This is a genomic window from Methylophilus sp. TWE2 (assembly GCF_001183865.1).
Lineage (GTDB): Bacteria > Pseudomonadota > Gammaproteobacteria > Burkholderiales > Methylophilaceae > Methylophilus.
In genome coordinates, this window is the sequence record NZ_CP012020.1 from 1,580,041 (window position 1) to 1,599,318 (window position 19,278).

Genomic DNA, 19,278 nt, shown 5'->3' on the forward strand with positions numbered 1-19,278 from the left:
ATGGCTTACAGTTTCACTGAGATTGTTGGTAGCCTTGCACTCATCATCAGTTGTGGTGCGGCGGTATTGCTCGTTAAATTATTGCTCAGCAATACCATGCAACAAGAAAAGTTTTTTAATGCATTGGGGCGATGCCATAGCGAGCTTCAAAGTTCTTCCAATAAACTTGAAACACTTTGCACCATACTAGACCGACGTTTCTCAAATATGGAGAATGATTCTGCACAACCAGATCCCATGATAATCAATATGTTACAGCGGTTTGATAAAGTCTCTCAAGAGCTTCTTGAGTGCGTTGATGATTTATTGCTACCCAATCAATCTCCTGGATCAACCAGGTCTAACGCAGAGCTACCGCATGAATCTGTCATGCAGGAAATTTCCAAGTTGCAGTCCAGTCTGGAAGAAATTACTCACCAGCTAAGAAGAGGCAATTATCTTTCTATGGATGAGAATGCCGAAATGGCGGCAATGCGTAAAAGAATTGAAAGCTACCAGTCGATGGTCATGAAGGCTAGAGCCGATGCTAAGGAGTCAGATAGCATGATGGCAAGCCTCAAGGAAGAAATCGCGCGACTCAGCAATATGACTGCTCAAACGCTCTCCTCCGCTAACGCAGATACCCCATTGCAACAAGAGGTTCAAGTGTTAACACAAGAAAAACAAGCGCTTGAAGCAAAACTGGTGGCGTTACAAGATGAAATGCGACGCAACACAATTGAAAAAGAGTTTATTGAAGAGCGGTTTATAGGCCTTTCATAACAATCTATTTCAACTCATCGAGCATCAGGATGAGAAACCATTATTACGCCTCTTTATTTTAAAAGAGGTTTTTTTCTTTCAATCTGTTTTAGCTTATTGGATGCCACCAGTTGTTGCCTTTGGGAATCTTTTAACTGGCCCTTAATCAGGCTTATGTTTTCGCGTAGTTCGTTGACCAACTTTTGATTCTTCGCCGTTTGACTTTTGGTGGCAGCATGTTCTTTTAACAATGCTTTTTTTAGCTCGGCGATTTCGGATTCTAATTTATAAACCCGCTGCCGCTCTCGATCAAGTTCAATGACTGATTTCGATTCAAGCTTCTTATAACGGTCATCAGCCATTTTCAGTGCGGCATGCAATTTATGTATTTTTGCCGTGAACTCATGGCTCATGTTTTTGAGGGACGCCTCCAGCGTTGCTTTCTCGTTTTGCAAAGTGATGACTGTTTCTTTATGTGTTGCTAGTACCTGACTATCAATCAGTCTTCTTTTTTCATCTTCTTGCAGCTGTTTTTTTGCATGCTCGAGTTCTCGTTGCTGTAGCGCATAACGCTCCTCAAGATGCTTTAATTGGGATTTGTATTGTTCCAGCTCATGCTTGTTCGTGTGTTGCTTGCCATCGATTTCAAATTGGTTAGTTTGATAATTTTGCTTGGCAACTTCCAATGCGCCCTTCCATAAAGTGCTGAGTGCTTCCCCAGCAAATTCACGTAATGATTCTGGTAAGCCTGGCTGCTCAATATCTACGCGTCTTTTTTCCCTGAGTTCTGACCAGAAACTATTGACCGCCTGGGTCGGCGTTGCCATCGTTCCTTTGCGTACAAGTTGATATAACTTATTTGCCGTGGGTTGAATGCCATATCTAAAAAACATTAAACGGCAGACCTCACGATATAGCTCTTTTGTTTGGGGAAATTGAACGCGTAAATTCTCTACATCTTGAACCAGTTTAATTTCGTCTGTATGCGTCAAGCTCATCATCTTTATCAATTCTGGGATTGCTTACATTTTTGTGACAAAAACCTGACGCATTTAGTTTGCAAAAAATTGCGTATATTGATTTTCTAAGGACTCAATTTTTGTATTGAAGGCAATCTACTCGTGTTTTTGCAACAAGTTAACTGTCTGATTTTTATATTTTAATTTGACTGAATAGATTTTTTATTACGCAACATCTGCAGATGTTGCCACAGGATAATTAACATATTTTTGTCATGTGTTAATATTTTTAGCGCAGTGGAAATTTGTCATATCAGGAGAGGAAAAGGATGAAAAATAAAAGAAAATACAAAAAACTATATACGCAAGAATCATTGAGATGGAGCCTCAAAATTGGCGACTATTTGGGGACATTGACACCGCATCAAGCTGTCAGGTTGGTAAACGCTAAACCTGCCATTTTTCATCGCTGGATGTCTGGTAAGCTCGCTGCGCCGGTGAGTAAACTTGAGAAAATTAAAAGCTGTGCGTTTGCCGAGTTTAGGAGGCGTCACCGAAAAGTATCCCGTTTGCAACAGGTAACTGCGTCAGATGTAGAGGTGATCAAAGCAAAATTCTTATGGAAAAATATGATTTTTGACCAAATGAATATGATCACGAAACGCAGGTTCTGTATTGGATTAAAAAAATTATACAGATAGCATGCACCTACAAAAGCAGATAAAAAAGACCACTTCCAACTGGAAGTGGTCTTTTGTGCTGGGGTCAACCAAACAGAAGTATTGATTATTAGTATTAAATGCGGCGGCGCGCTATAAATGCTATCAAACCCAATCCTACAAACAACATTGCTGTACTTTCAGGCTCAGGCACGGTTGTTATGTGACCTGTTGTAATGGCCCAAGTGAAAAATCTGTAACCTTTAGCGGTTATATACTGATTGCCCGCACTGGTTCCAAAGTGGTACGCATAGTTTGGGTCTGAAGCGAACTCTGTTCCGGTGCTATAAGCATCAGATTGCTCGTTGTCAAATAAACTGCCGGGGTCTTTTATCCCAGCATAAAATTGATAGTTCCCATCTTTGTCGAGTAAAGGTCTGCCAATTGACTCCGCATTAAATAGCTCGGCATATTCATTACCCACCGCAGAACCATTTGTGACTACGTTATACCCACAATAAGTACTACCGTTATAACCTGTTGTGCAATCGTCATTTACAGGTGCTGTCACAGTTGGTAAACGCCACTGATTATTTCCAGCATAGTTAATACTATTAAGGTAGTTGATAAAGGCATGCGCTCCCCACCATGTCGTCTGTCCATTTGATTCAAAGCTGGATGCGTCTAAATAGTATTCAGTAGTGCTGCCATAACTTTTTCCGGCGCTTGCTTCAAGAATTGCTTCTATGACGTCTTTCGTTCCATTAGCATTTGCATCACTACTGTTAGCAATCATGCTACCTAGTAAATTACCATCTTTGGTCCAAGTCACATTACTGACTGAGCTATAGACTAAATCAACACCGTTCGAGCTGTATGAAGTTAATGCAGCATTGGCAGCTAAGCTATTAATGGTGAGAATTCCAGTAACGAAAGTCTTATTAATAATTCGCATGTCTGAGAAATTAAACATAAATACGCCACTAATTTTTAGATAAATTTAGTGGTCATTAAATATTATCTTTGTGACAAGCAGCCACACTTTAATAGACCATGCGGACTAGTTACCAAGAAGCTTGATCAACATACGCTAAAGGTGATGGTGTCACTATCTAGCCTTAAGGCTAAACTTCCCTCCCATTCACCATGTCTTTGCTTGTCGCAATTCAACATAACCTGCGGCTTATCAGGCAGGCCCTGTTTATTAGCCCATACAATAAGGCTATCAGCGACGTTATCAGCAACTGCACCTGACCCTTTTGCTAATATCGCCCAGGTATTATTGCTTCGTCACCTTTGCGGGCGTAATGTACTAAATGGATATGGCAGTCTAAATCTCTTGCAATCGAACACAACTGGACAACAAAATCCTTCTGTTGGTTGTATGAATCCTCACCAGCGACTACCCGCATCAAGCTATCAATGAAAAAGTGTCCTATATGTCAATCAATCTTGTGATACGTCATGACAATGTTTAGATAAACAAAAACCCGCATTTAAGCGGGTTTGTGAGGTGTTTTGGTATTTCTTGATTTTGGTAATTGGTGGAGCTGGGGGGAATTGAACCCCCGTCCGCAAGCCCTCCACAGACAGTTCTACATACTTAGCTGTGTTGTTTATATTTAACCAGGCACCCACCAACGAGCAAGCAGATGACTAGCGAGTTGCCTTGGATTTAATGCCTTACCAAGCAACCCGGTAAGACACGATCCTCTCTAAATGACGCTGCTGCCGGTTACCCGGCCCGACCGAGAGGCTCTTCGGTGCAGCGTCCGGCTGGATTAAGCAGCCAGAGCGTAAGTTTCGTCGTTTGCGACTATACTTGTTCAGATGGATTTACGAGGGAACCTGAATCCTCGGTATGCCCTGCACTGCTTTGCAACCCACGTCGAAACCGGGTCAGCCCCAATGCAATCTTGCGATTATACGCCTTAAAGCTTGGGGAGCCAAACTTAAGAGCGCGTTTCTATGACATGGTACAATTCGACTATGTTCAAAAAAATTGTGATTTTTGGGGTAGGTTTAATCGGGGGATCAGTTGCTCTCTCACTGAAAAAACAGGCAATTATCCCTCAAGTGGTGGGTGTTGGCCGATCTGGTCAAAGCCTGCAAGAAGCGCTGAAACTGGGTTTGATTGACGTCGCTGAAACAGACGTTGCCCATGCAATGCAAGATGCCGACCTGGTACTCATCGCCGCCCCCGTGGCACAAACGCCTGCAATTTTACGTTCGATTCGCCCGCATTTAAATGCGGCGACGATCATTACTGATGCTGGCAGCACAAAATCGGATGTGATGGCTTATGCAAAAGCTGAGTTAGGTGACAAGTTTGACCAGTTCGTCGGGGGGCACCCGATTGCCGGTGCTGAAAAAAGCGGCCCAGCGGCTGCCATGGCTGATTTATATATTGGCAAAAATGTAATCCTGACGCCGGACGCAGATACACAGTCAACAGCGATAGACAAAGTCACCGCACTTTGGCAACAATGTGGGGCCATGGTGTCCAGAATGAGCCCTCAGGAGCATGATAGTGTTTTTGCGGCTGTCAGCCACTTACCTCATCTACTGGCATTTGCCCTGGTAGAGGACCTGGCTAAACGAGACAATGCCGAATTGCTGTTTAAGTTTGCGGCGAGTGGTTTCAGAGATTTTACGCGCATTGCCGGCAGCCATCCTGAAATGTGGCGTGACATTGCTCTCGCCAACAAAACGGCTCTGCTAGGCGAACTCAAGCTTTACCAGCAGGCCTTGAGTGAAATGACCGCCCTGCTTGAAAAGGCAGATGCCGATGGGTTGCAAACCCTATTTGAACACGCCAGCCGTGCCCGCAACGATTGGGCCAAAACTAAAATTCAATAATTAGCATACTGTTATGGAACAATTGCATTTACCAGCTGCACATCAAGCTCAAGGCACCATTACCCTGCCAGGATCTAAAAGTATCTCAAACCGAACATTATTACTGGCAGCGTTGGCCGATGGCGTCACGATTATTCGCGACCTGCTTGCTTCGGATGACACGGCAAGGATGCTGGAGGCTCTGACTTCATTAGGTGTGCAGCTTGAGAATATTGGCGAAAATGCCTGGCGGGTGACAGGTTGTGGTGGCAATTTTCCCAATAAGCAAGCGGATCTTTTTTTAGGCAATGCAGGTACCGCATTTAGGCCGTTGACCGCCGCTCTTGCGTTGTCTAAGGGGGAATATCATTTACATGGGATTGCCAGAATGCACGAACGTCCGATTGGTGATCTTGTTGATGCTTTAAAGCAAGTCGGTGCACAGATTGCTTATCAGGGAAATCAGGGCTACCCTCCCCTGCAAATCTCCCCAGCCAAACTGGATGTCAGCAAACCAATTCAAATCCGTGGCGATGTTTCCAGCCAGTTCCTGACGGCATTACTGATGGCGTTACCGCTCAGCGGTCAAGCCGCCACCATTGAGGTTGTGGGTGAATTGATCTCCAAGCCTTATATCGAAATTACCCTCAACCTGATGCAACGCTTTGGTATCACCGTTGAACGAGATGGCTGGCAGCGTTTTTATATCCCCGCCGCAGTCCGCTACCAATCACCAGGCGAAATCTATGTAGAAGGTGATGCTTCAAGCGCTTCTTACTTTATTGCCGCGGGTATCCTGGCTGGGGATGTCACTGTTCAGGGCGTTGGTGAAAAAAGCATCCAGGGCGATATCCGCTTTGCAGAAGCAGCCAATTTGATGGGCGGTCGTATCAGCTATGGTGAGAACCATGTACGTGCAGAGAAAACTGCTGCTTTAGAAGCCATTGACCTGGACTGTAACCATATTCCAGATGCTGCGATGACATTGGGCGTCATGGCGATGTTTGCTGAAGGCACAACCACCCTGCGCAATATTGCCAGTTGGCGTGTCAAAGAAACCGACCGCATTGCCGCTATGGCCACAGAGTTACGCAAAGTGGGGGCGACCGTCGTTGAAGGCTCAGATTTTATTCAGGTGACTCCGCCAGCGCAGCTCACGCCTAATGCGGTGATTGATACTTATGATGATCACCGCATGGCCATGTGCTTTTCATTAATCAGCCTGGCAGGCGTCCCCATTACGATTAACGATCCCAAATGCGTGGGTAAAACGTTCCCAGAGTACTTTAAGGTATTTGCCGACATTGCTCACTAATCAGGCCGCGTATGCCCATTCATGCTCGTCAGGTTCTGTTGAGTCTGCGCCATGCTGATGACGTTGCCAGGCGCGTTCGTGAAAATAGAATACGACTGTGTTGCAGGCAGGCTCGACCAGCGCCATGAGACCACCCACTAGAATGCTCCCTGTGAACAGGTAGGCAATACTAAAAGCAACGCTGAAATGCAGCATGGCAAATGACATAGTCTTAATCATGAGGTGCTCCTTAAGTAACGATGTAGCCATGATATAAAGCCGATTAATCAAAATCCAATTCATTGTTTTTAAGTGTTTGATAAATTAAATTTATGAAAGAATCCTTACTCCCTCCTGTGATTGCCATTGATGGGCCATCTGCCTCCGGTAAAGGCAGTGTTGCTGAACGTGTGGCAAAACATTTTGGTTTCCACTACCTGGACTCAGGCGCCATCTACCGGTTGCTCGCATTCGCGGCCTATCAACAACAAGTTGCCTGGTCAGACGAACACGCGTTGGCTCAAATAGCCGCTAACCTTGATATCAGGTTTGAGCATGGCGAGGCTTATCTGTCTGGGGAGCAGGTCAGCTCAGAGATACGGTCTGAGCAAATGGGTAAAGGCGCTTCAGAAGTGGCAGTACATCCTGAAGTACGCACCGCCTTGCTCCAGGCGCAGCGTAACTTTAGAAAGGCACCAGGACTGGTGGGCGATGGGCGTGATATCGGTTCGGTCATTTTTCCTGATGCAGGTTTGAAAGTATTTCTTACCGCGGGCGTAGAAACCCGAGCTAAGCGCCGATACGATCAATTAATAAGCCGTGGTGAAGCCGCTGACTACGCGTTGATATTGGCTGATTTACAACAGCGCGATTTGCGTGACAGTCAGCGAGCTGCCGCGCCTTTAAAACAACTGCCAGACGCCATTTTGCTCGACACCACCGACAAGAACATCGAACAAGCCGTCAACATCATTATCGAAGCCTTTAAAAAAGCCGGGCAAAACGCATAAAAATCTGCATAAGTCATTGAACTCAATAATTTTTTTGTGTATAGTTTTGGATTCGGATTGCTCAAGTCATGCTTGGGCAATATTTTTTAAACCTTTTCCATTGTTTGCGCCTCTGCGTTGCAATGGCTCGCTGAAAGATGTCTGTCGTTCATGCGAGTAAAAATTGGACAATTTTTTAATGGCTTCTATTTCTAATACATCCTCCTCCATGGAATCTTTTGCAGCCCTCTTCGAAGAAAGCCTGGCCCGCCAGGAAATGCGCGCAGGTGAAGTGATCACCGCCGAAGTAGTGTCTGTAGACAATGATTTCGTTATCGTGAACGCTGGCCTGAAATCCGAGAGCGTGATCAACGCTAGCGAATTTAAAAATGCTCAAGGCGAGCTGGAAGTTGCTGTTGGCGACTTCGTTAAAGTAGCGATTGAAAAACTGGAAGATGGTTTTGGTTCTACACAACTCTCTCGCGAAAAAGCGAAGAAAATGCAAGCATGGCTGGATCTGGAAGAAGCCATGAATGAAGGCCGCGTGGTCAAAGGTTTTGTCAGCAGCCGTGTTAAAGGCGGTCTGCGTGTTTCTGTCAGCGGCATCATGGCATTCTTGCCAGGTTCACTGGTAGACATTCGTCCGGTAAAAGACACCACTCCTTACGAAAACAAAGAGTGGGATTTCAAAGTCATCAAACTGGACCGTAAGCGTAACAACATCGTGGTTTCCCGCCGCGCAGTCATGGAAGACACCCTGGGTGCTGACCGTGAAGCCTTGTTGGGTAGCCTGACTGAAGGTGCTGTGATCAAAGGTATCGTTAAAAACATCACTGACTACGGCGCGTTCGTGGATCTGGGTGGTATCGATGGCCTGCTGCACATCACTGACCTGGCATGGCGCCGCGTGAAGCACCCATCTGAAGTGCTGACCGTTGGTGAAGAAGTTGAAGCCAAGATCCTGAAATTTGACCAAGAGAAAAACCGTGTTTCCCTGGGCATCAAACAATTGGGCGACGACCCATGGGTGGCATTGAGCCGCCGTTACCCAGTTGGTACACGCCTGTTTGGTAAGGTTTCTAACCTGACTGACTACGGTGCGTTTGTTGAAGTTGAGCCAGGTATCGAAGGTTTGGTACACGTCTCTGAAATGGACTGGACCAACAAGAACATCCACCCAGGCAAAATCGCTCAATTGGGTGACGAAGTTGAAGTCATGATTCTGGAAATCGACGAAGACCGTCGTCGTCTGTCCTTGGGCATGAAACAGTGCAAACCAAACCCATGGGATGACTTTGCTGCTACCCATGCTAAAGGTGACAAAGTATCTGGCCAGATCAAGTCTATCACTGACTTTGGTGTATTCATCGGCTTGCCAGGTGGCATTGATGGCTTGGTACACTTGTCTGACCTGTCCTGGACACAGTCTGGCGAAGAGGCGATCCGCAACTTCAAGAAAGGTGACGAGCTACAAGCTGTTATCTTGGGTATTGATGTTGAGAAAGAGCGTATCTCCCTGGGCGTTAAGCAGTTGACTGAAGATCCAAGTGGCAACAGCGCACCAATCGGCGAAGACAAAGGCGGCAAACCAAAAGCCAAGAAAGCCAAGGCTGATGATGTGATGATTGACGAAGCTTCTGCAGGGACAACTAACCTGGGTGCTTTGTTGAAAGCCAAACTGGACAGCAAAAAATAAGAAGGCTTTAGATCATGACACGATCTGAACTGATAGATCTGCTTGCCCAACGCTTTCCGCAATTAGTGCTGAAAGATGCCGAGTTATCCGTCAAAACCATTCTGGATGCAATGACGGAAAATCTGGCCACAGGCGAGCGTATCGAAATACGCGGTTTTGGCAGCTTTAGCCTCAATTACCGCCCGCCCCGTTTGGGACGTAACCCAAAAACAGGCACCAAGGTGCAAGTTCCGGCTAAATATGTCCCTCACTTTAAGGCTGGTAAAGAGCTGCGTGACCGGGTAGATGCTATCGAATCTTAATTTTTTGTAATTAACAGTCAAAAAAAACGGTATCTTCGGATACCGTTTTTTTTACCTGCCATTTGTATATACATGGCGCATCCTTAGCGGCTTGGGTAAAATAAGGCCTGTTCTGAAAAGAGACCTCCTATGCTGGTTGAATTTGAATACTGGTGGCTATTGATTTTGCCACTCTTTTTTACTTTGGGCTGGATTGCAGCCCGCGTGGATATCAAGCAACTGATTGCCGAGTCAACCTCCCTGCCAGCCACTTATTTCAAAGGGCTGAATCTATTGATTGCAGACCAATATCACAAAGCGGTGGATGCGTTTAGTGAAGCGCTTTACCTGAATAAAGATTCCCTGGAGCTGCATTTTGTGCTTGGTAGCCTCTTCCGCCGTACAGGTGAAACTGACCGTGCAATTCACCTGCACATGAATCTATTGGAAAACTATGAGCTGACTGAGCAGCAATCAACGTCTATCAAGGTAGAACTGGCTCAGGATTACTTCAAGGCCGGCTTATATGATAGAGCTGAAGAGTTGTTCCTGACCTTGCGCAATACGCGTTATGAGCAGGCCGCCCTGCGCCACCTGCTTGAAATCTATGTGAAGGAACGTGAGTGGTCACAAGCCATTGCCATTGCCATCGAGTTAGAGCGCTCATCCGGCATTTCTTTCCGTAAAGAGGTTGCACAGTATTATTGCGAGTTAGCTGCCAATGCCATGATCAGTCAGGATTGGAAACACGCTAAAACCCAGCTGGAACAAGCGCTAGATGCGAATAAAAACTGTGTGCGTGCCAATGTATTGCTTGGGGATATTGCGGCACAACAAGGCCATCATAGTGACGCGATTGCTTTCTGGAAACGTATTGAAATGCAATCTCCAGAACATTTAGGTTTGGTCGCACAGAAAATGCTCAAAAGCTATTCACTGCTATATGGTGAAAGTGACACTGAAACCAGTCATCAGATTGGCAAGGGACTGAGCGAGGGGCTAAACCAGCTGCATGAATATCTGGAAACCTATCAGATCAGCAGCATCATGTCGGTACTATATGAAGCGACATTGCAAACAGAAGGTGCTGAAAAGGCCGCAAAGCTTGCACGTAACGAACTCATCCGCAAACCCAGCCTGAAATCACTGGATCAGTTATTACAGGCGCGAGCGATGCAAGATGATGCGCAACATGATCTTCAATTGATGCAGCAAACTGTCCGCAATGCGATTGGCGACCGTGCTGCCTATTATTGCGATCAGTGTGGTTTCCGCGCCAAACAATATCACTGGCAATGCCCCGCCTGTAATGCCTGGGAGTCTTTGCCGCCAGAGCCTACAGAGGCCACCATTCGCGATATCAAATTGCTCAAACGCAAGTGATGCGCTCTATTTAACCCATCTTTTAAATCCTTATATGACAGATAGCAAAATAATTGTCGCCCTCGACTATGCCGATGCCAGCGCTGCCATGGCGCTGGTAGATCGACTGGAACCATCACTCTGCAAACTTAAGGTTGGCAAGGAGCTGTTCACAGCGGCAGGCCCCGCTTTTGTCGAATCTTTGGTCAAGCGCGACTATGATGTGTTTCTGGATCTCAAATTCCACGATATCCCTAACACCGTTGCCAAAGCCTGTCAGGCGGCAGCCAATCTGGGGGTATGGATGCTTAATGTGCATGCCAGTGGGGGCTTGCCAATGATGCAGGCTGCCCGTGAAGGCCTGGATAAAGTGTTTGGCGACCGTGCTCCCCTTTTGATCGCAGTCACAGTGTTGACCAGTATGGATGAAGCCACATTACATAGTCTGGGTATTCAGCGTTCGTTAAACGATCATGTCTTGGCACTAGCAACCCTTACCAAACAAGCCGGCCTGAACGGGGTTGTTTGCTCTGCACAAGAGGCCAGCATGCTCAAGCAATCTTTAGGCGATGACTTTTGCCTGGTCACGCCTGGTATCCGCCCCCAAGATGCCAGTCAGGATGATCAAACGAGAATAGTTACCCCTGAACAGGCGTTGTCGTTGGGAGCTCATTACCTTGTCATTGGGCGCCCCATTACACAGGCCGCAGACCCAGTTGTTGCAATAAACACAATAATTAAAAATATTTAACATATATTAATTAAACGGTGGGTGCGAATCCTTTATTAGGATCACCTCTATGTAGAATAAAAACAGGCTCCTAAGCCTGTTTTTATTTTTATAACGGAGGATTTATGAAAAAAGTCATACTGGGTTATTTGATGTATCTCATGTTGTTGCCTGCTGCATATGCAGTTGTTGATCTCAATGTTGCCAGCCAAGCGGAATTAGAAAGCCTGAACGGCATTGGGCCTGCAAAAGCACAGGCCATTATTGATTACCGCAAAAAGAATGGTGGTTTCAAATCTGTAGATGAGTTAGACCAAGTCCCTGGTATTGGTCAGGCTACTTTGGCAAATCTTAAAAAAGATGTCAGTATTGGCGGCAAAAAACCACAATCTGCTGAAGCTATCGTCAAAACAGAAAAATTAGGTGAGAAAAAGAAATAAGTAGATTAGTTGGATAGAGTAACAAAAAGTAAAAGCACCCTGGTGGGTGCTTTTCGTATTTGGCGGAGAGAGAGGGATTGTGGCGATGCCATCTTTCGGCATTCGCCTCAAGACCGCCTCCGCTGTCGGCGTCCAGCCTTCACTGATGTTCAGGCTAGTCGAACCTGCCCTTTATTTATACTCGGGTTCGTATCCCACTCACGCATAAAAAAAGCACCTTAAAGGTGCTTTTCGTATTTGGCGGAGAGAGAGGGATTCGAACCCTCGATAGAGTTGCCCCTATGCCACCTTTCCAGGGTGGTGACTTAAACCGCTCATCCATCTCTCCGAAAGAAGGCGCGATTATACCCATAAAACGCCATCCCGCCAAATCATTTGAAAGAATTTTTCTGGTTATTGGATTCATCAATTTCACAGCAAAAGCCACTCTAAAATACCACTCTGATATCTTATAAATCATCAAGCACTTAGCTAAAAAAGCTTGCTTTTGTGACTATGAAGGTTTAATGTTTAGCACACGAACAGACGCCTGAGCCTTATAAAATAAGGATTTAGTGTATGTTTATCGCGATATTCAATTGCGATTGTATGTCAGCGGTTTGGAGAGCAGTTCTGCTACGATATTAATAGAAAAAGCACAGGAGTAACTATGAGTTTGGATATTCTTAAGGCCATGGGCGTAAAAGTGCCCTACAAAGCCAAGTATGACAACTTTATCGGTGGCAAATGGGTAGCGCCGGTCAAAGGTGAGTATTTTGACGTGATATCACCCATTACAGGTAAACCATATACCCAGGCTGCCCGTTCCAGCGCTGAGGATATCGAGCTGGCATTGGATGCTGCGCATGCTGCAGCGGATAAGTGGGGCAAAACGCCTGCTGCTGAGCGCTCCAACTTGTTGTTGAAGATCGCTGACCGCATTGAGCAAAACCTGGAACTGATTGCGACCGCAGAAACAGTCGATAATGGTAAACCGATCCGTGAAACCATGAATGCGGATATTCCATTGGCAGCCGATCACTTCCGTTACTTTGCTGGCGCATTGCGCGCACAGGAAGGCAGCCTGAGTGAACTGGATGAAAATACCGTTGCTTACCATTTCCATGAGCCATTGGGTGTTGTGGGTCAAATCATTCCGTGGAACTTCCCTATTCTGATGGCAGCCTGGAAATTGGCACCTGCCGTTGCGGCGGGTAACGTGGTAGTCATGAAACCAGCTGAATTTACCCCTATCAGCCTCTTAATCCTGCTGGAAGTGATTGCAGACCTGATTCCACCGGGAGTCATCAACGTAGTGAATGGTTTTGGCCGCGAAGTGGGTGCACCATTATCCACCAGCAAGCGTATCGCTAAGATTGCCTTTACAGGTTCAACTGCCACCGGCCGCTATATTGCACAGGCTGCGGCGAGCAATTTGATTCCTGCAACACTAGAACTGGGCGGTAAGTCTCCTAACATCTTCTTTGAAGACATTATGTCTGCTGACGATGACTTCCTGGATAAGGCTGTAGAAGGGTTGGTGCTGTTTGCATTTAACCAGGGCGAGGTCTGTACCTGCCCTTCCCGCGCGTTGATTCAAGAGTCTATTTACGACAAGTTTATGGAACGTGTCTTGCCACGCGTCGCTGCCATCAAGCAAGGTAACCCGCTAGATCCAAACACCATGATCGGTGCCCAGGCATCGCAAGATCAGGTCAACAAGATCCTGTCTTACATGGACATCGGTCGCCAGGAAGGCGCTCAACAGCTATGTGGCGGTGAGCGTAATATTTTGGGAGGTGATCTGGCAGAAGGATATTACATCAAGCCAACACTGTTCAAAGGTCATAACAAGATGCGTATCTTCCAGGAAGAGATTTTTGGACCAGTATTGGCTGTGACGACCTTCAAAGACGAGGCTGAGGCCTTGAGTATTGCCAACGATACCATATTCGGCCTGGGTTCAGGCGTATGGACTCGTGATGGTAGCCGCGCTTACCGTATGGGCCGTGGCATCAAGGCTGGCCGTGTTTGGACAAACTGCTACCATGCTTATCCAGCACATGCGGCTTTCGGTGGTTACAAAGAGTCAGGAATTGGCCGTGAAACCCACAAAATGATGTTGGATCACTACCAGCAAACCAAAAACCTGCTGGTCAGCTATAGTCCGAAAAAATTGGGATTCTTCTAATTTCAGGTGAAGTGTTTGGAATAACAAACGGCTATTAAAAGGAGCGAATTTTTCGCTCCTTTTTTTATCTATAATAATGATTACCACAACGGGGAATACAACATGACAGATCGCGTTTCAGCAACACCGGCCGCAATCGCGCTCATTGAACAATTGACCGCACAACATGGCCCTATCGTTTTTTTTCAGTCTGGCGGCTGTTGTGAAGGCAGTGGCCCGATGTGCTTGCCGGCGGCTGAGTTCAAACCTAGTCCGTCTGATGTCAAATTGGGTGAGTTGCCAGGTGGAGCGATTTTTTACATGAGTGACAGCCACTTCAGCTTTATGCACAGCACGCATACCATATTGGATGCCATGCCCGGTTCAAGTGGCTCTTTTTCGCTGGATTGTGGCAGTGGTATGGCATTCATTACGCGGGGACGACTGTATTCGGATGAGGAGCTAGCGAATCTCCAGCCAGAGCAGCGTATTGGTTTTCAATAAATAAAAAAGCATCCGAAGATGCCTTTTTTATACAAGCATGGCGATGACTCGGCTTAGAAGCCCAAGCTATCCAGTAAATCATCTACCTGCTCTTGGTTAGCGACCACATCGACAGTATTATGTGGATCAATTTGTGGACCATTGAGCAAAGAGTCTTCATCTTTTTTCACGGCAGGTGCAAAGTCCACTAACACCTGAACCAATTGTCTTTCCAGATCTTGTGCCAGGGTCGTCACTTTTTTGATCACCTGACCAGTCAGGTCCTGAAAGTCCTGCGCCATCATGATATCCATTAACAACGACTTGGTTGTCGTAGTATGGTCATTGGTTAGCGATAAGTATTCCAATGTTTCTTTTACAACGGCATCATATTCCGACTTGAGTGCCGCACGCTGCATCACCTCTTCCCAGCGCTTTTTGAGTGATGCGGCACGGTCAGACAACTCAGATTGAAGAGGTGTTGCCATATCAGTCGCATTCAATACACGCTCGGCTGCCTGCTCAGTCATTTTTGCCACATAACTCAACCGGTCACGTGCATCAGGAATTTCCTGTGCAACCTGCTCAAGTACCTTGTCATAGCCAAGAGCACTCAGGTTGTCATGCAGCGCCCGGGTCATATGACCAATCCGGCTGATCATGTCTTCTTGTTGGGTTTCATTCAGGCCGTGCATCATTGTGGACGCGATATCCACAACGATATTCTGCTGATTCGGATTGACAGCTTCGGTCATGGTTACACCTCGCCTTTTTCCATTTTCTCAAAGATTTTGGATAGTTTTTCTTCCAGGGTGGCCGCTGTAAAAGGCTTCACCACATAACCACTGGCTTTGGCCTGTGCGGCAGCGATGATATTCTCTTTTTTGGCTTCAGCAGTCACCATGAGTACTGGTAGTTTAGAAAGCTTGTTATCGGCCCGGATGTTCTGCAACATGGTTAAACCGTCCATGTTAGGCATGTTCCAGTCTGAAACAACAAACTCAAAGTCACCGTTACGCAGTTTGTTCAATGCGTCTGCACCGTCTTCGGCCTCTTCCACATTGTTATAACCCAACTCCTTGAGCAGGTTACGTACGATTCTACGCATGGTGGAAAAGTCGTCCACTACCAGAAATTTAGTATTAGGGTTGCCCATTTGTTACTCCACTATCATTAGTTACCTATCCCGTAGCGTTGATTATCTACTGTTTTATGTGCAGTGTTATTGCCGATAAAACTGGGAATTGTCGGTTTATTCGCCGCTACGTTATACACGCAGGGCACGTTCACTATTAGTAGCTAAATAATGCAGCACCATTCGCGGTAGGTCTTTCAGATGGCCGACTTCATGGACGCCACCATGTGCGACTGCTTCACGTGGCATGCCATAGACGACACAACTTTCTTCGTTCTGTGCAAAATTGTACGCACCGGCATTTTTCATACGCAACATGCCGGCAGCACCATCTTTGCCCATGCCAGTAAGGATAATCCCAATCGCATTTTTACCTGCATTGGTCGCTGCAGAATCAAACAATACATCGACTGAAGGCTTGTGTCTATTCACCGGTTCAGCATCCGATAACTTGGTGATATAGTTTGCTCCGCTTCTCGCCAGCAATAAGTGCTGATCGCCAGGAGCAATATAAGCATGGCCTGGAAGCACACGCTCGCCATCGACGGCTTCTTTCACAGAAATCTTGCAAAGGCTGTTGAGGCGCTCGGCAAAGGACTTGGTGAAACCAGCAGGCATATGCTGGGTAATCAGAATGCCCGGACAGTCTGACGGCATTTGCATCAATACTGATTTAATCGCCTCAGTCCCACCAGTAGACGCACCAATGATCAGCAGCTTTTCACTACTGATGAGCGGGTTGCGGATAGCATTTTGCTGTACCTGGGTATTGGAGGCCTTAGCAATACTCTGCAAGGTACTGACTTTAGCACGTGAGGCGGTACGGATTTTATCGGTAATTTCGTCTGCATACTGCTGCATGCCTTGCGAAATCCCCATTTTGGGTTTGGTCACAAAATCTGTGGCCCCCAGTTCCAACGCGCGTAGCGTGATTTCAGAACCTTTTTCGGTCAGGGTAGACACCATGAGCACTGGCATGGGCCGTAGACGCATGAGTTTTTCCAGGAAATCCAGGCCATCCATACGTGGCATTTCCACGTCCAGCGTGAGCACATCCGGGTTCAGTTGCTTGATCATTTCACGCGCCACCAGTGGATCCGGGGCGGTTCCTACCACTTCCAGATCCTTGGTGTCATTGATAATTTCACTCAGCAAGCTGCGTATCAGTGCAGAGTCATCAATCACAAGCACTTTAGTTTTCATGGCAATTCCTCTTTTAATTATTATTAGAACAAATCGATATCCCCACCCACATCGTTTGTCTGCAGCTTGCTGGAGTAAGCTTGCTCGCGTTTGACCAATGTGTAGTTGTTCAGTTGTTTCAGTTTTTTGACCAGCACCTTCCCGGTTTTGGGAAAGAAGTAGACTTTGCGTGGATAGATATCCAGCAAGTCTTCGCCAGTCACTTTGATGCCTTCTTCTTTGAGGTATTTTTTGACGAAAGCTGCATTGCGGTCCCCAACGTTATTAGTCGTAAAGCTGCGCAAGACGTTGCCGCCACCAAAAATCTTGGCTTCCAGGTTTTCACGTTTGGCACCATTACGTAACAATTGGTTGATCAATACTTCCATGGCATAGGTTCCATAGCGCATTGATTCGGAAACCGGGCTGTCTTTATCGGCACTGCCTCCTTCCGGCAACATGAAGTGATTCATGCCACCAATGCCGGTACGGCTGTCGCGGATACAGGCTGACACACACGAACCAAGCACGGTGACGATCAGCATGTCTTTATCTGTATAGTAATACTCCCCTGGCGAGATTTTGGCAGCGTTACAATTAAACGTTCTGTCAAAATACAGGGTGTTCGAAATTTCTTCTTGCATGACACTCATGACGATTTCCGATTCGTAAACAGGCTGGAACGTGCCGCGCCACTGGTTTTTAATTTATAGACGGTTTTCCCCAACAGCTGCAGGTGATCAGACACATACAAAAAGTTTTCTGAGTGCCCTGCCAACAACAAGCTGTCTTCATGCATTAAGGTGACAAATTTATCAATGATTTTGCCTTGTGTAGGCTTGTCAAAGTAAATCATGACATTGCGGCAGAAAATCACATCAAAGCCGTCATGAAATGGCCATTGCGCATCCAGCAAATTGAGCTGATGGAAATGGATCAACTCGCGTACTGCTTTTTTCACGCGCACCAGACCGTCGTGTTTGCCGGTGCCCTTCTCAAAAAATTTGCGTACTCTGGCCTCTTCCATTTTTTTGATGCGATCCACTGGGTAAACACCAGCTGCAGCAGTTGCCAATACATTGGTGTCAATGTCGGTTGCAATAATTTCAACCGGTGGCTTGAGCGAGTTAAATGCCTCACATGCCGTCATCGCAATCGAATAGGGCTCTTCCCCTGTCGATGCCGCAGAGCACCAGATGCGTATTGGTTTGGCATGCCTGCTAGCTGCGAGTTTGGCCAGATGGTCTGCCAGAATCGGGAAATGATGTTCTTCCCTGAAAAACGACGTCAGGTTAGTGGTCAGGGCATTGGTAAAAGCCTGCCATTCATCTGCATCATTATGCTGTTCGAGTGCATCCAGATAATGCTTAAAGCTTTGCATATCCAGTGCACGTAATCTTCTGCCTATGCGGCTATAAACCATATCGGTCTTTGCATCGGACAAAGAAATGCCTGCATGGCGATAAATCAGACTTTTAATTCTGACAAAATCATCGCGCGTAAACAAAAACTCGCGCTCTTCCTGTTCTTGTTTTTTCAATGCACTCACTTCGTTATCCTATGCAAATCCGTTGACGTTGCTTGAAATTAAGCTTTAGTGGTATCAATACGTTCTTTCATTTGTGCGACTGCCAATTCAAGCTGTTTTTCCTCTCTGGCTTTTTCTTCTGCACTCTTGCGAACATAATGGCTACGCTCTTTCATTTGTGAAATGGCCAGCGCTGCTGCCTTGTCATCGGCACGGCGGTTTTGCGCTTCTGGTGTTTGTGCTGCAAATGGATGCAATGCTTCTTTGTACTGTTTCACAACATCAGCGGCTTTAGGTTCACGAGCAACCGCGGCTTTAATCGCTATTTTTGTGGCACGGTAGTTCCAGTCCTGGATACGGTCATCCATATCAGCCTTGCTGTCGATAAAGACGCCTACGCAGATAAATACGTCATCTGCTTCTTCCAATGGGATGGTGCCATCAGCGACGCAATCCATCACAGCCATGGCGACGCCACGTTGTGCCGGACCAAACATTTGTGTTGCCTGGCGACCATCTTTGATCGTCACTTTGTTAAACATCACAGTATTTGGTTTTACCATCATGTTTGGCGCTGCAATCGCCAATAAACCGTTTACCCCTTGTTTTTGGTCGGTGAGCGTACGACAAAATGCGTCTTCTGCAGCGCTACCGCGTGGGCCCATAATTAAGTCAATGTGAGCCACGTTTTTCAAATCCAGGCCACCTTCTGGACGTTCTTCGATGACCAAACCTTCACCAATCAATACTCGATCAATCACTGCCATTTTTAACTCCTGATAAAAAGTACTACGCTATTAAAGGGCGAGAGT

General features: G+C 46.5%; 21 protein-coding genes, 1 tRNA gene and 1 other RNA gene. 12 read left to right on the forward strand and 11 right to left on the reverse strand.

What is annotated here, in order from left to right; genetic code table 11:
- Nucleotides 1–762, forward strand: coding sequence for a hypothetical protein (locus ACJ67_RS07670; protein ID WP_049638566.1), 762 nt, complete (start codon nt 1–3; stop codon nt 760–762).
- A gap of 53 nt (nt 763–815) precedes the next feature.
- Here ACJ67_RS07670 and ACJ67_RS07675 read toward each other — a convergent pair whose 3' ends face one another.
- The gene (locus ACJ67_RS07675) at nt 816–1,733 is read right to left on the reverse strand and encodes a DNA-binding protein (protein ID WP_197080587.1); all 918 of its coding nucleotides are present in this window, start codon (nt 1,731–1,733) and stop codon (nt 816–818) included.
- Between the two features lie 296 nt (nt 1,734–2,029).
- On the opposite strand from ACJ67_RS07675, the gene ACJ67_RS07680 reads away from it, so the two are divergent.
- A complete protein-coding gene (locus ACJ67_RS07680; protein WP_049638568.1) occupies nt 2,030–2,401 on the forward strand; it encodes a hypothetical protein in 372 nt (123 codons plus the stop codon).
- Between the two features lie 94 nt (nt 2,402–2,495).
- Here ACJ67_RS07680 and ACJ67_RS07685 read toward each other — a convergent pair whose 3' ends face one another.
- On the reverse strand, nt 2,496–3,332 hold the full coding sequence (locus tag ACJ67_RS07685; RefSeq protein ID WP_049638569.1) for a PEP-CTERM sorting domain-containing protein: 837 nt from the start codon (nt 3,330–3,332) through the stop codon (nt 2,496–2,498).
- 569 nt (nt 3,333–3,901) lie between these two features.
- Nucleotides 3,902–4,266, reverse strand: a transfer-messenger RNA (tmRNA) gene (ssrA, locus tag ACJ67_RS14630).
- An 82-nt stretch (nt 4,267–4,348) separates the two neighbouring features.
- Here ssrA and ACJ67_RS07690 point away from each other — a divergent pair.
- Nucleotides 4,349–5,218, forward strand: a complete 870-nt coding sequence (locus ACJ67_RS07690) for a prephenate dehydrogenase/arogenate dehydrogenase family protein (RefSeq protein WP_231587122.1) — start codon at nt 4,349–4,351, stop codon at nt 5,216–5,218.
- Nucleotides 5,219–5,231: 13 nt separating this feature from the next.
- Entirely contained in the window at nt 5,232–6,512 is a 1,281-nt protein-coding gene (gene aroA, locus ACJ67_RS07695; protein ID WP_049638571.1) for a 3-phosphoshikimate 1-carboxyvinyltransferase, read from the forward strand.
- Here aroA and ACJ67_RS07700 read toward each other — a convergent pair whose 3' ends face one another.
- Nucleotides 6,513–6,731, reverse strand: a complete 219-nt coding sequence (locus tag ACJ67_RS07700; protein WP_049638572.1) for a DUF2061 domain-containing protein — start codon at nt 6,729–6,731, stop codon at nt 6,513–6,515. It abuts the gene before it with no gap.
- Between the two features lie 92 nt (nt 6,732–6,823).
- Here ACJ67_RS07700 and cmk point away from each other — a divergent pair, with 92 nt between their 5' ends.
- The 6 genes from cmk (at nt 6,824) to ACJ67_RS07730 (ending at nt 11,989) form a co-directional block, all read left to right on the forward strand.
- Entirely contained in the window at nt 6,824–7,501 is a 678-nt protein-coding gene (gene cmk / locus ACJ67_RS07705; RefSeq protein ID WP_049638573.1) for a (d)CMP kinase, read from the forward strand.
- Between the two features lie 178 nt (nt 7,502–7,679).
- Entirely contained in the window at nt 7,680–9,176 is a 1,497-nt protein-coding gene (gene rpsA, locus ACJ67_RS07710) for a 30S ribosomal protein S1 (RefSeq protein ID WP_124551649.1), read from the forward strand.
- A 14-nt stretch (nt 9,177–9,190) separates the two neighbouring features.
- The gene (locus tag ACJ67_RS07715) at nt 9,191–9,478 is read left to right on the forward strand and encodes an integration host factor subunit beta (RefSeq protein ID WP_018985241.1); all 288 of its coding nucleotides are present in this window, start codon (nt 9,191–9,193) and stop codon (nt 9,476–9,478) included.
- 129 nt (nt 9,479–9,607) lie between these two features.
- Entirely contained in the window at nt 9,608–10,840 is a 1,233-nt protein-coding gene (gene lapB, locus ACJ67_RS07720) for a lipopolysaccharide assembly protein LapB (RefSeq protein ID WP_049638574.1), read from the forward strand.
- Nucleotides 10,841–10,874: 34 nt separating this feature from the next.
- Entirely contained in the window at nt 10,875–11,570 is a 696-nt protein-coding gene (gene pyrF, locus ACJ67_RS07725; protein WP_049638575.1) for an orotidine-5'-phosphate decarboxylase, read from the forward strand.
- A 104-nt stretch (nt 11,571–11,674) separates the two neighbouring features.
- A complete protein-coding gene (locus tag ACJ67_RS07730) occupies nt 11,675–11,989 on the forward strand; it encodes a ComEA family DNA-binding protein (RefSeq protein WP_049638576.1) in 315 nt (104 codons plus the stop codon).
- Nucleotides 11,990–12,227: 238 nt separating this feature from the next.
- Here the strand turns inward: ACJ67_RS07730 and ACJ67_RS07735 are convergent.
- A tRNA-Ser gene (locus tag ACJ67_RS07735) sits at nt 12,228–12,317 on the reverse strand.
- 321 nt (nt 12,318–12,638) lie between these two features.
- Between ACJ67_RS07735 and ACJ67_RS07740 the strand changes: the two genes are divergently transcribed.
- Nucleotides 12,639–14,159 carry an aldehyde dehydrogenase family protein gene (locus ACJ67_RS07740; RefSeq protein WP_049638577.1) on the forward strand — a complete coding sequence of 507 codons (1,521 nt, stop codon included), beginning with the start codon at nt 12,639–12,641 and terminating at the stop codon, nt 14,157–14,159.
- Between the two features lie 102 nt (nt 14,160–14,261).
- On the forward strand, nt 14,262–14,642 hold the full coding sequence (locus ACJ67_RS07745) for a DUF779 domain-containing protein (RefSeq protein WP_049638578.1): 381 nt from the start codon (nt 14,262–14,264) through the stop codon (nt 14,640–14,642).
- Nucleotides 14,643–14,695: 53 nt separating this feature from the next.
- Here ACJ67_RS07745 and cheZ read toward each other — a convergent pair whose 3' ends face one another.
- From cheZ to fae, 6 genes are all read right to left on the reverse strand, one after another.
- Nucleotides 14,696–15,376 (reverse strand): protein phosphatase CheZ, encoded by a 681-nt coding sequence (gene cheZ / locus ACJ67_RS07750; protein ID WP_049638579.1) that lies wholly within the window; start codon nt 15,374–15,376, stop codon nt 14,696–14,698.
- 2 nt (nt 15,377–15,378) lie between these two features.
- Nucleotides 15,379–15,777 (reverse strand): chemotaxis response regulator CheY, encoded by a 399-nt coding sequence (gene cheY, locus ACJ67_RS07755; protein WP_018985233.1) that lies wholly within the window; start codon nt 15,775–15,777, stop codon nt 15,379–15,381.
- A 111-nt stretch (nt 15,778–15,888) separates the two neighbouring features.
- Nucleotides 15,889–16,959 carry a chemotaxis response regulator protein-glutamate methylesterase gene (locus tag ACJ67_RS07760; protein ID WP_049638580.1) on the reverse strand — a complete coding sequence of 357 codons (1,071 nt, stop codon included), beginning with the start codon at nt 16,957–16,959 and terminating at the stop codon, nt 15,889–15,891.
- Nucleotides 16,960–16,982: 23 nt separating this feature from the next.
- The gene (cheD, locus tag ACJ67_RS07765) at nt 16,983–17,591 is read right to left on the reverse strand and encodes a chemoreceptor glutamine deamidase CheD (RefSeq protein WP_018985231.1); all 609 of its coding nucleotides are present in this window, start codon (nt 17,589–17,591) and stop codon (nt 16,983–16,985) included.
- On the reverse strand, nt 17,588–18,487 hold the full coding sequence (locus tag ACJ67_RS07770) for a CheR family methyltransferase (RefSeq protein ID WP_049638581.1): 900 nt from the start codon (nt 18,485–18,487) through the stop codon (nt 17,588–17,590). Before ACJ67_RS07770 ends, cheD begins: the two co-directional genes overlap by 4 nt.
- A gap of 38 nt (nt 18,488–18,525) precedes the next feature.
- Nucleotides 18,526–19,233, reverse strand: a complete 708-nt coding sequence (gene fae / locus ACJ67_RS07775) for a formaldehyde-activating enzyme (RefSeq protein WP_049638582.1) — start codon at nt 19,231–19,233, stop codon at nt 18,526–18,528.
- Nucleotides 19,234–19,278 lie beyond the last annotated feature (45 nt).

Excerpts from the sequence above, each read along its gene's own strand:
- ACJ67_RS07670 (WP_049638566.1), top strand. The coding sequence starts at position 1 with ATGGCTTACAGTTTCACTGAGATTGTTGGTAGCCTTGCACTCATCATC.
- ACJ67_RS07680 (WP_049638568.1), top strand. The coding sequence starts at position 2,030 with ATGAAAAATAAAAGAAAATACAAAAAACTATATACGCAAGAATCATTG.
- ACJ67_RS07685 (WP_049638569.1), bottom strand. The coding sequence starts at position 3,332 with ATGTTTAATTTCTCAGACATGCGAATTATTAATAAGACTTTCGTTACT.
- ACJ67_RS07690 (WP_231587122.1), top strand. The coding sequence starts at position 4,349 with ATGTTCAAAAAAATTGTGATTTTTGGGGTAGGTTTAATCGGGGGATCA.
- aroA (WP_049638571.1), top strand. The coding sequence starts at position 5,232 with ATGGAACAATTGCATTTACCAGCTGCACATCAAGCTCAAGGCACCATT.
- ACJ67_RS07700 (WP_049638572.1), bottom strand. The coding sequence starts at position 6,731 with ATGATTAAGACTATGTCATTTGCCATGCTGCATTTCAGCGTTGCTTTT.
- cmk (WP_049638573.1), top strand. The coding sequence starts at position 6,824 with ATGAAAGAATCCTTACTCCCTCCTGTGATTGCCATTGATGGGCCATCT.
- rpsA (WP_124551649.1), top strand. The coding sequence starts at position 7,680 with ATGGCTTCTATTTCTAATACATCCTCCTCCATGGAATCTTTTGCAGCC.
- ACJ67_RS07715 (WP_018985241.1), top strand. The coding sequence starts at position 9,191 with ATGACACGATCTGAACTGATAGATCTGCTTGCCCAACGCTTTCCGCAA.
- lapB (WP_049638574.1), top strand. The coding sequence starts at position 9,608 with ATGCTGGTTGAATTTGAATACTGGTGGCTATTGATTTTGCCACTCTTT.
- pyrF (WP_049638575.1), top strand. The coding sequence starts at position 10,875 with ATGACAGATAGCAAAATAATTGTCGCCCTCGACTATGCCGATGCCAGC.
- ACJ67_RS07730 (WP_049638576.1), top strand. The coding sequence starts at position 11,675 with ATGAAAAAAGTCATACTGGGTTATTTGATGTATCTCATGTTGTTGCCT.
- ACJ67_RS07740 (WP_049638577.1), top strand. The coding sequence starts at position 12,639 with ATGAGTTTGGATATTCTTAAGGCCATGGGCGTAAAAGTGCCCTACAAA.
- ACJ67_RS07745 (WP_049638578.1), top strand. The coding sequence starts at position 14,262 with ATGACAGATCGCGTTTCAGCAACACCGGCCGCAATCGCGCTCATTGAA.
- cheZ (WP_049638579.1), bottom strand. The coding sequence starts at position 15,376 with ATGACCGAAGCTGTCAATCCGAATCAGCAGAATATCGTTGTGGATATC.
- cheY (WP_018985233.1), bottom strand. The coding sequence starts at position 15,777 with ATGGGCAACCCTAATACTAAATTTCTGGTAGTGGACGACTTTTCCACC.
- ACJ67_RS07760 (WP_049638580.1), bottom strand. The coding sequence starts at position 16,959 with ATGAAAACTAAAGTGCTTGTGATTGATGACTCTGCACTGATACGCAGC.
- cheD (WP_018985231.1), bottom strand. The coding sequence starts at position 17,591 with ATGAGTGTCATGCAAGAAGAAATTTCGAACACCCTGTATTTTGACAGA.
- fae (WP_049638582.1), bottom strand. The coding sequence starts at position 19,233 with ATGGCAGTGATTGATCGAGTATTGATTGGTGAAGGTTTGGTCATCGAA.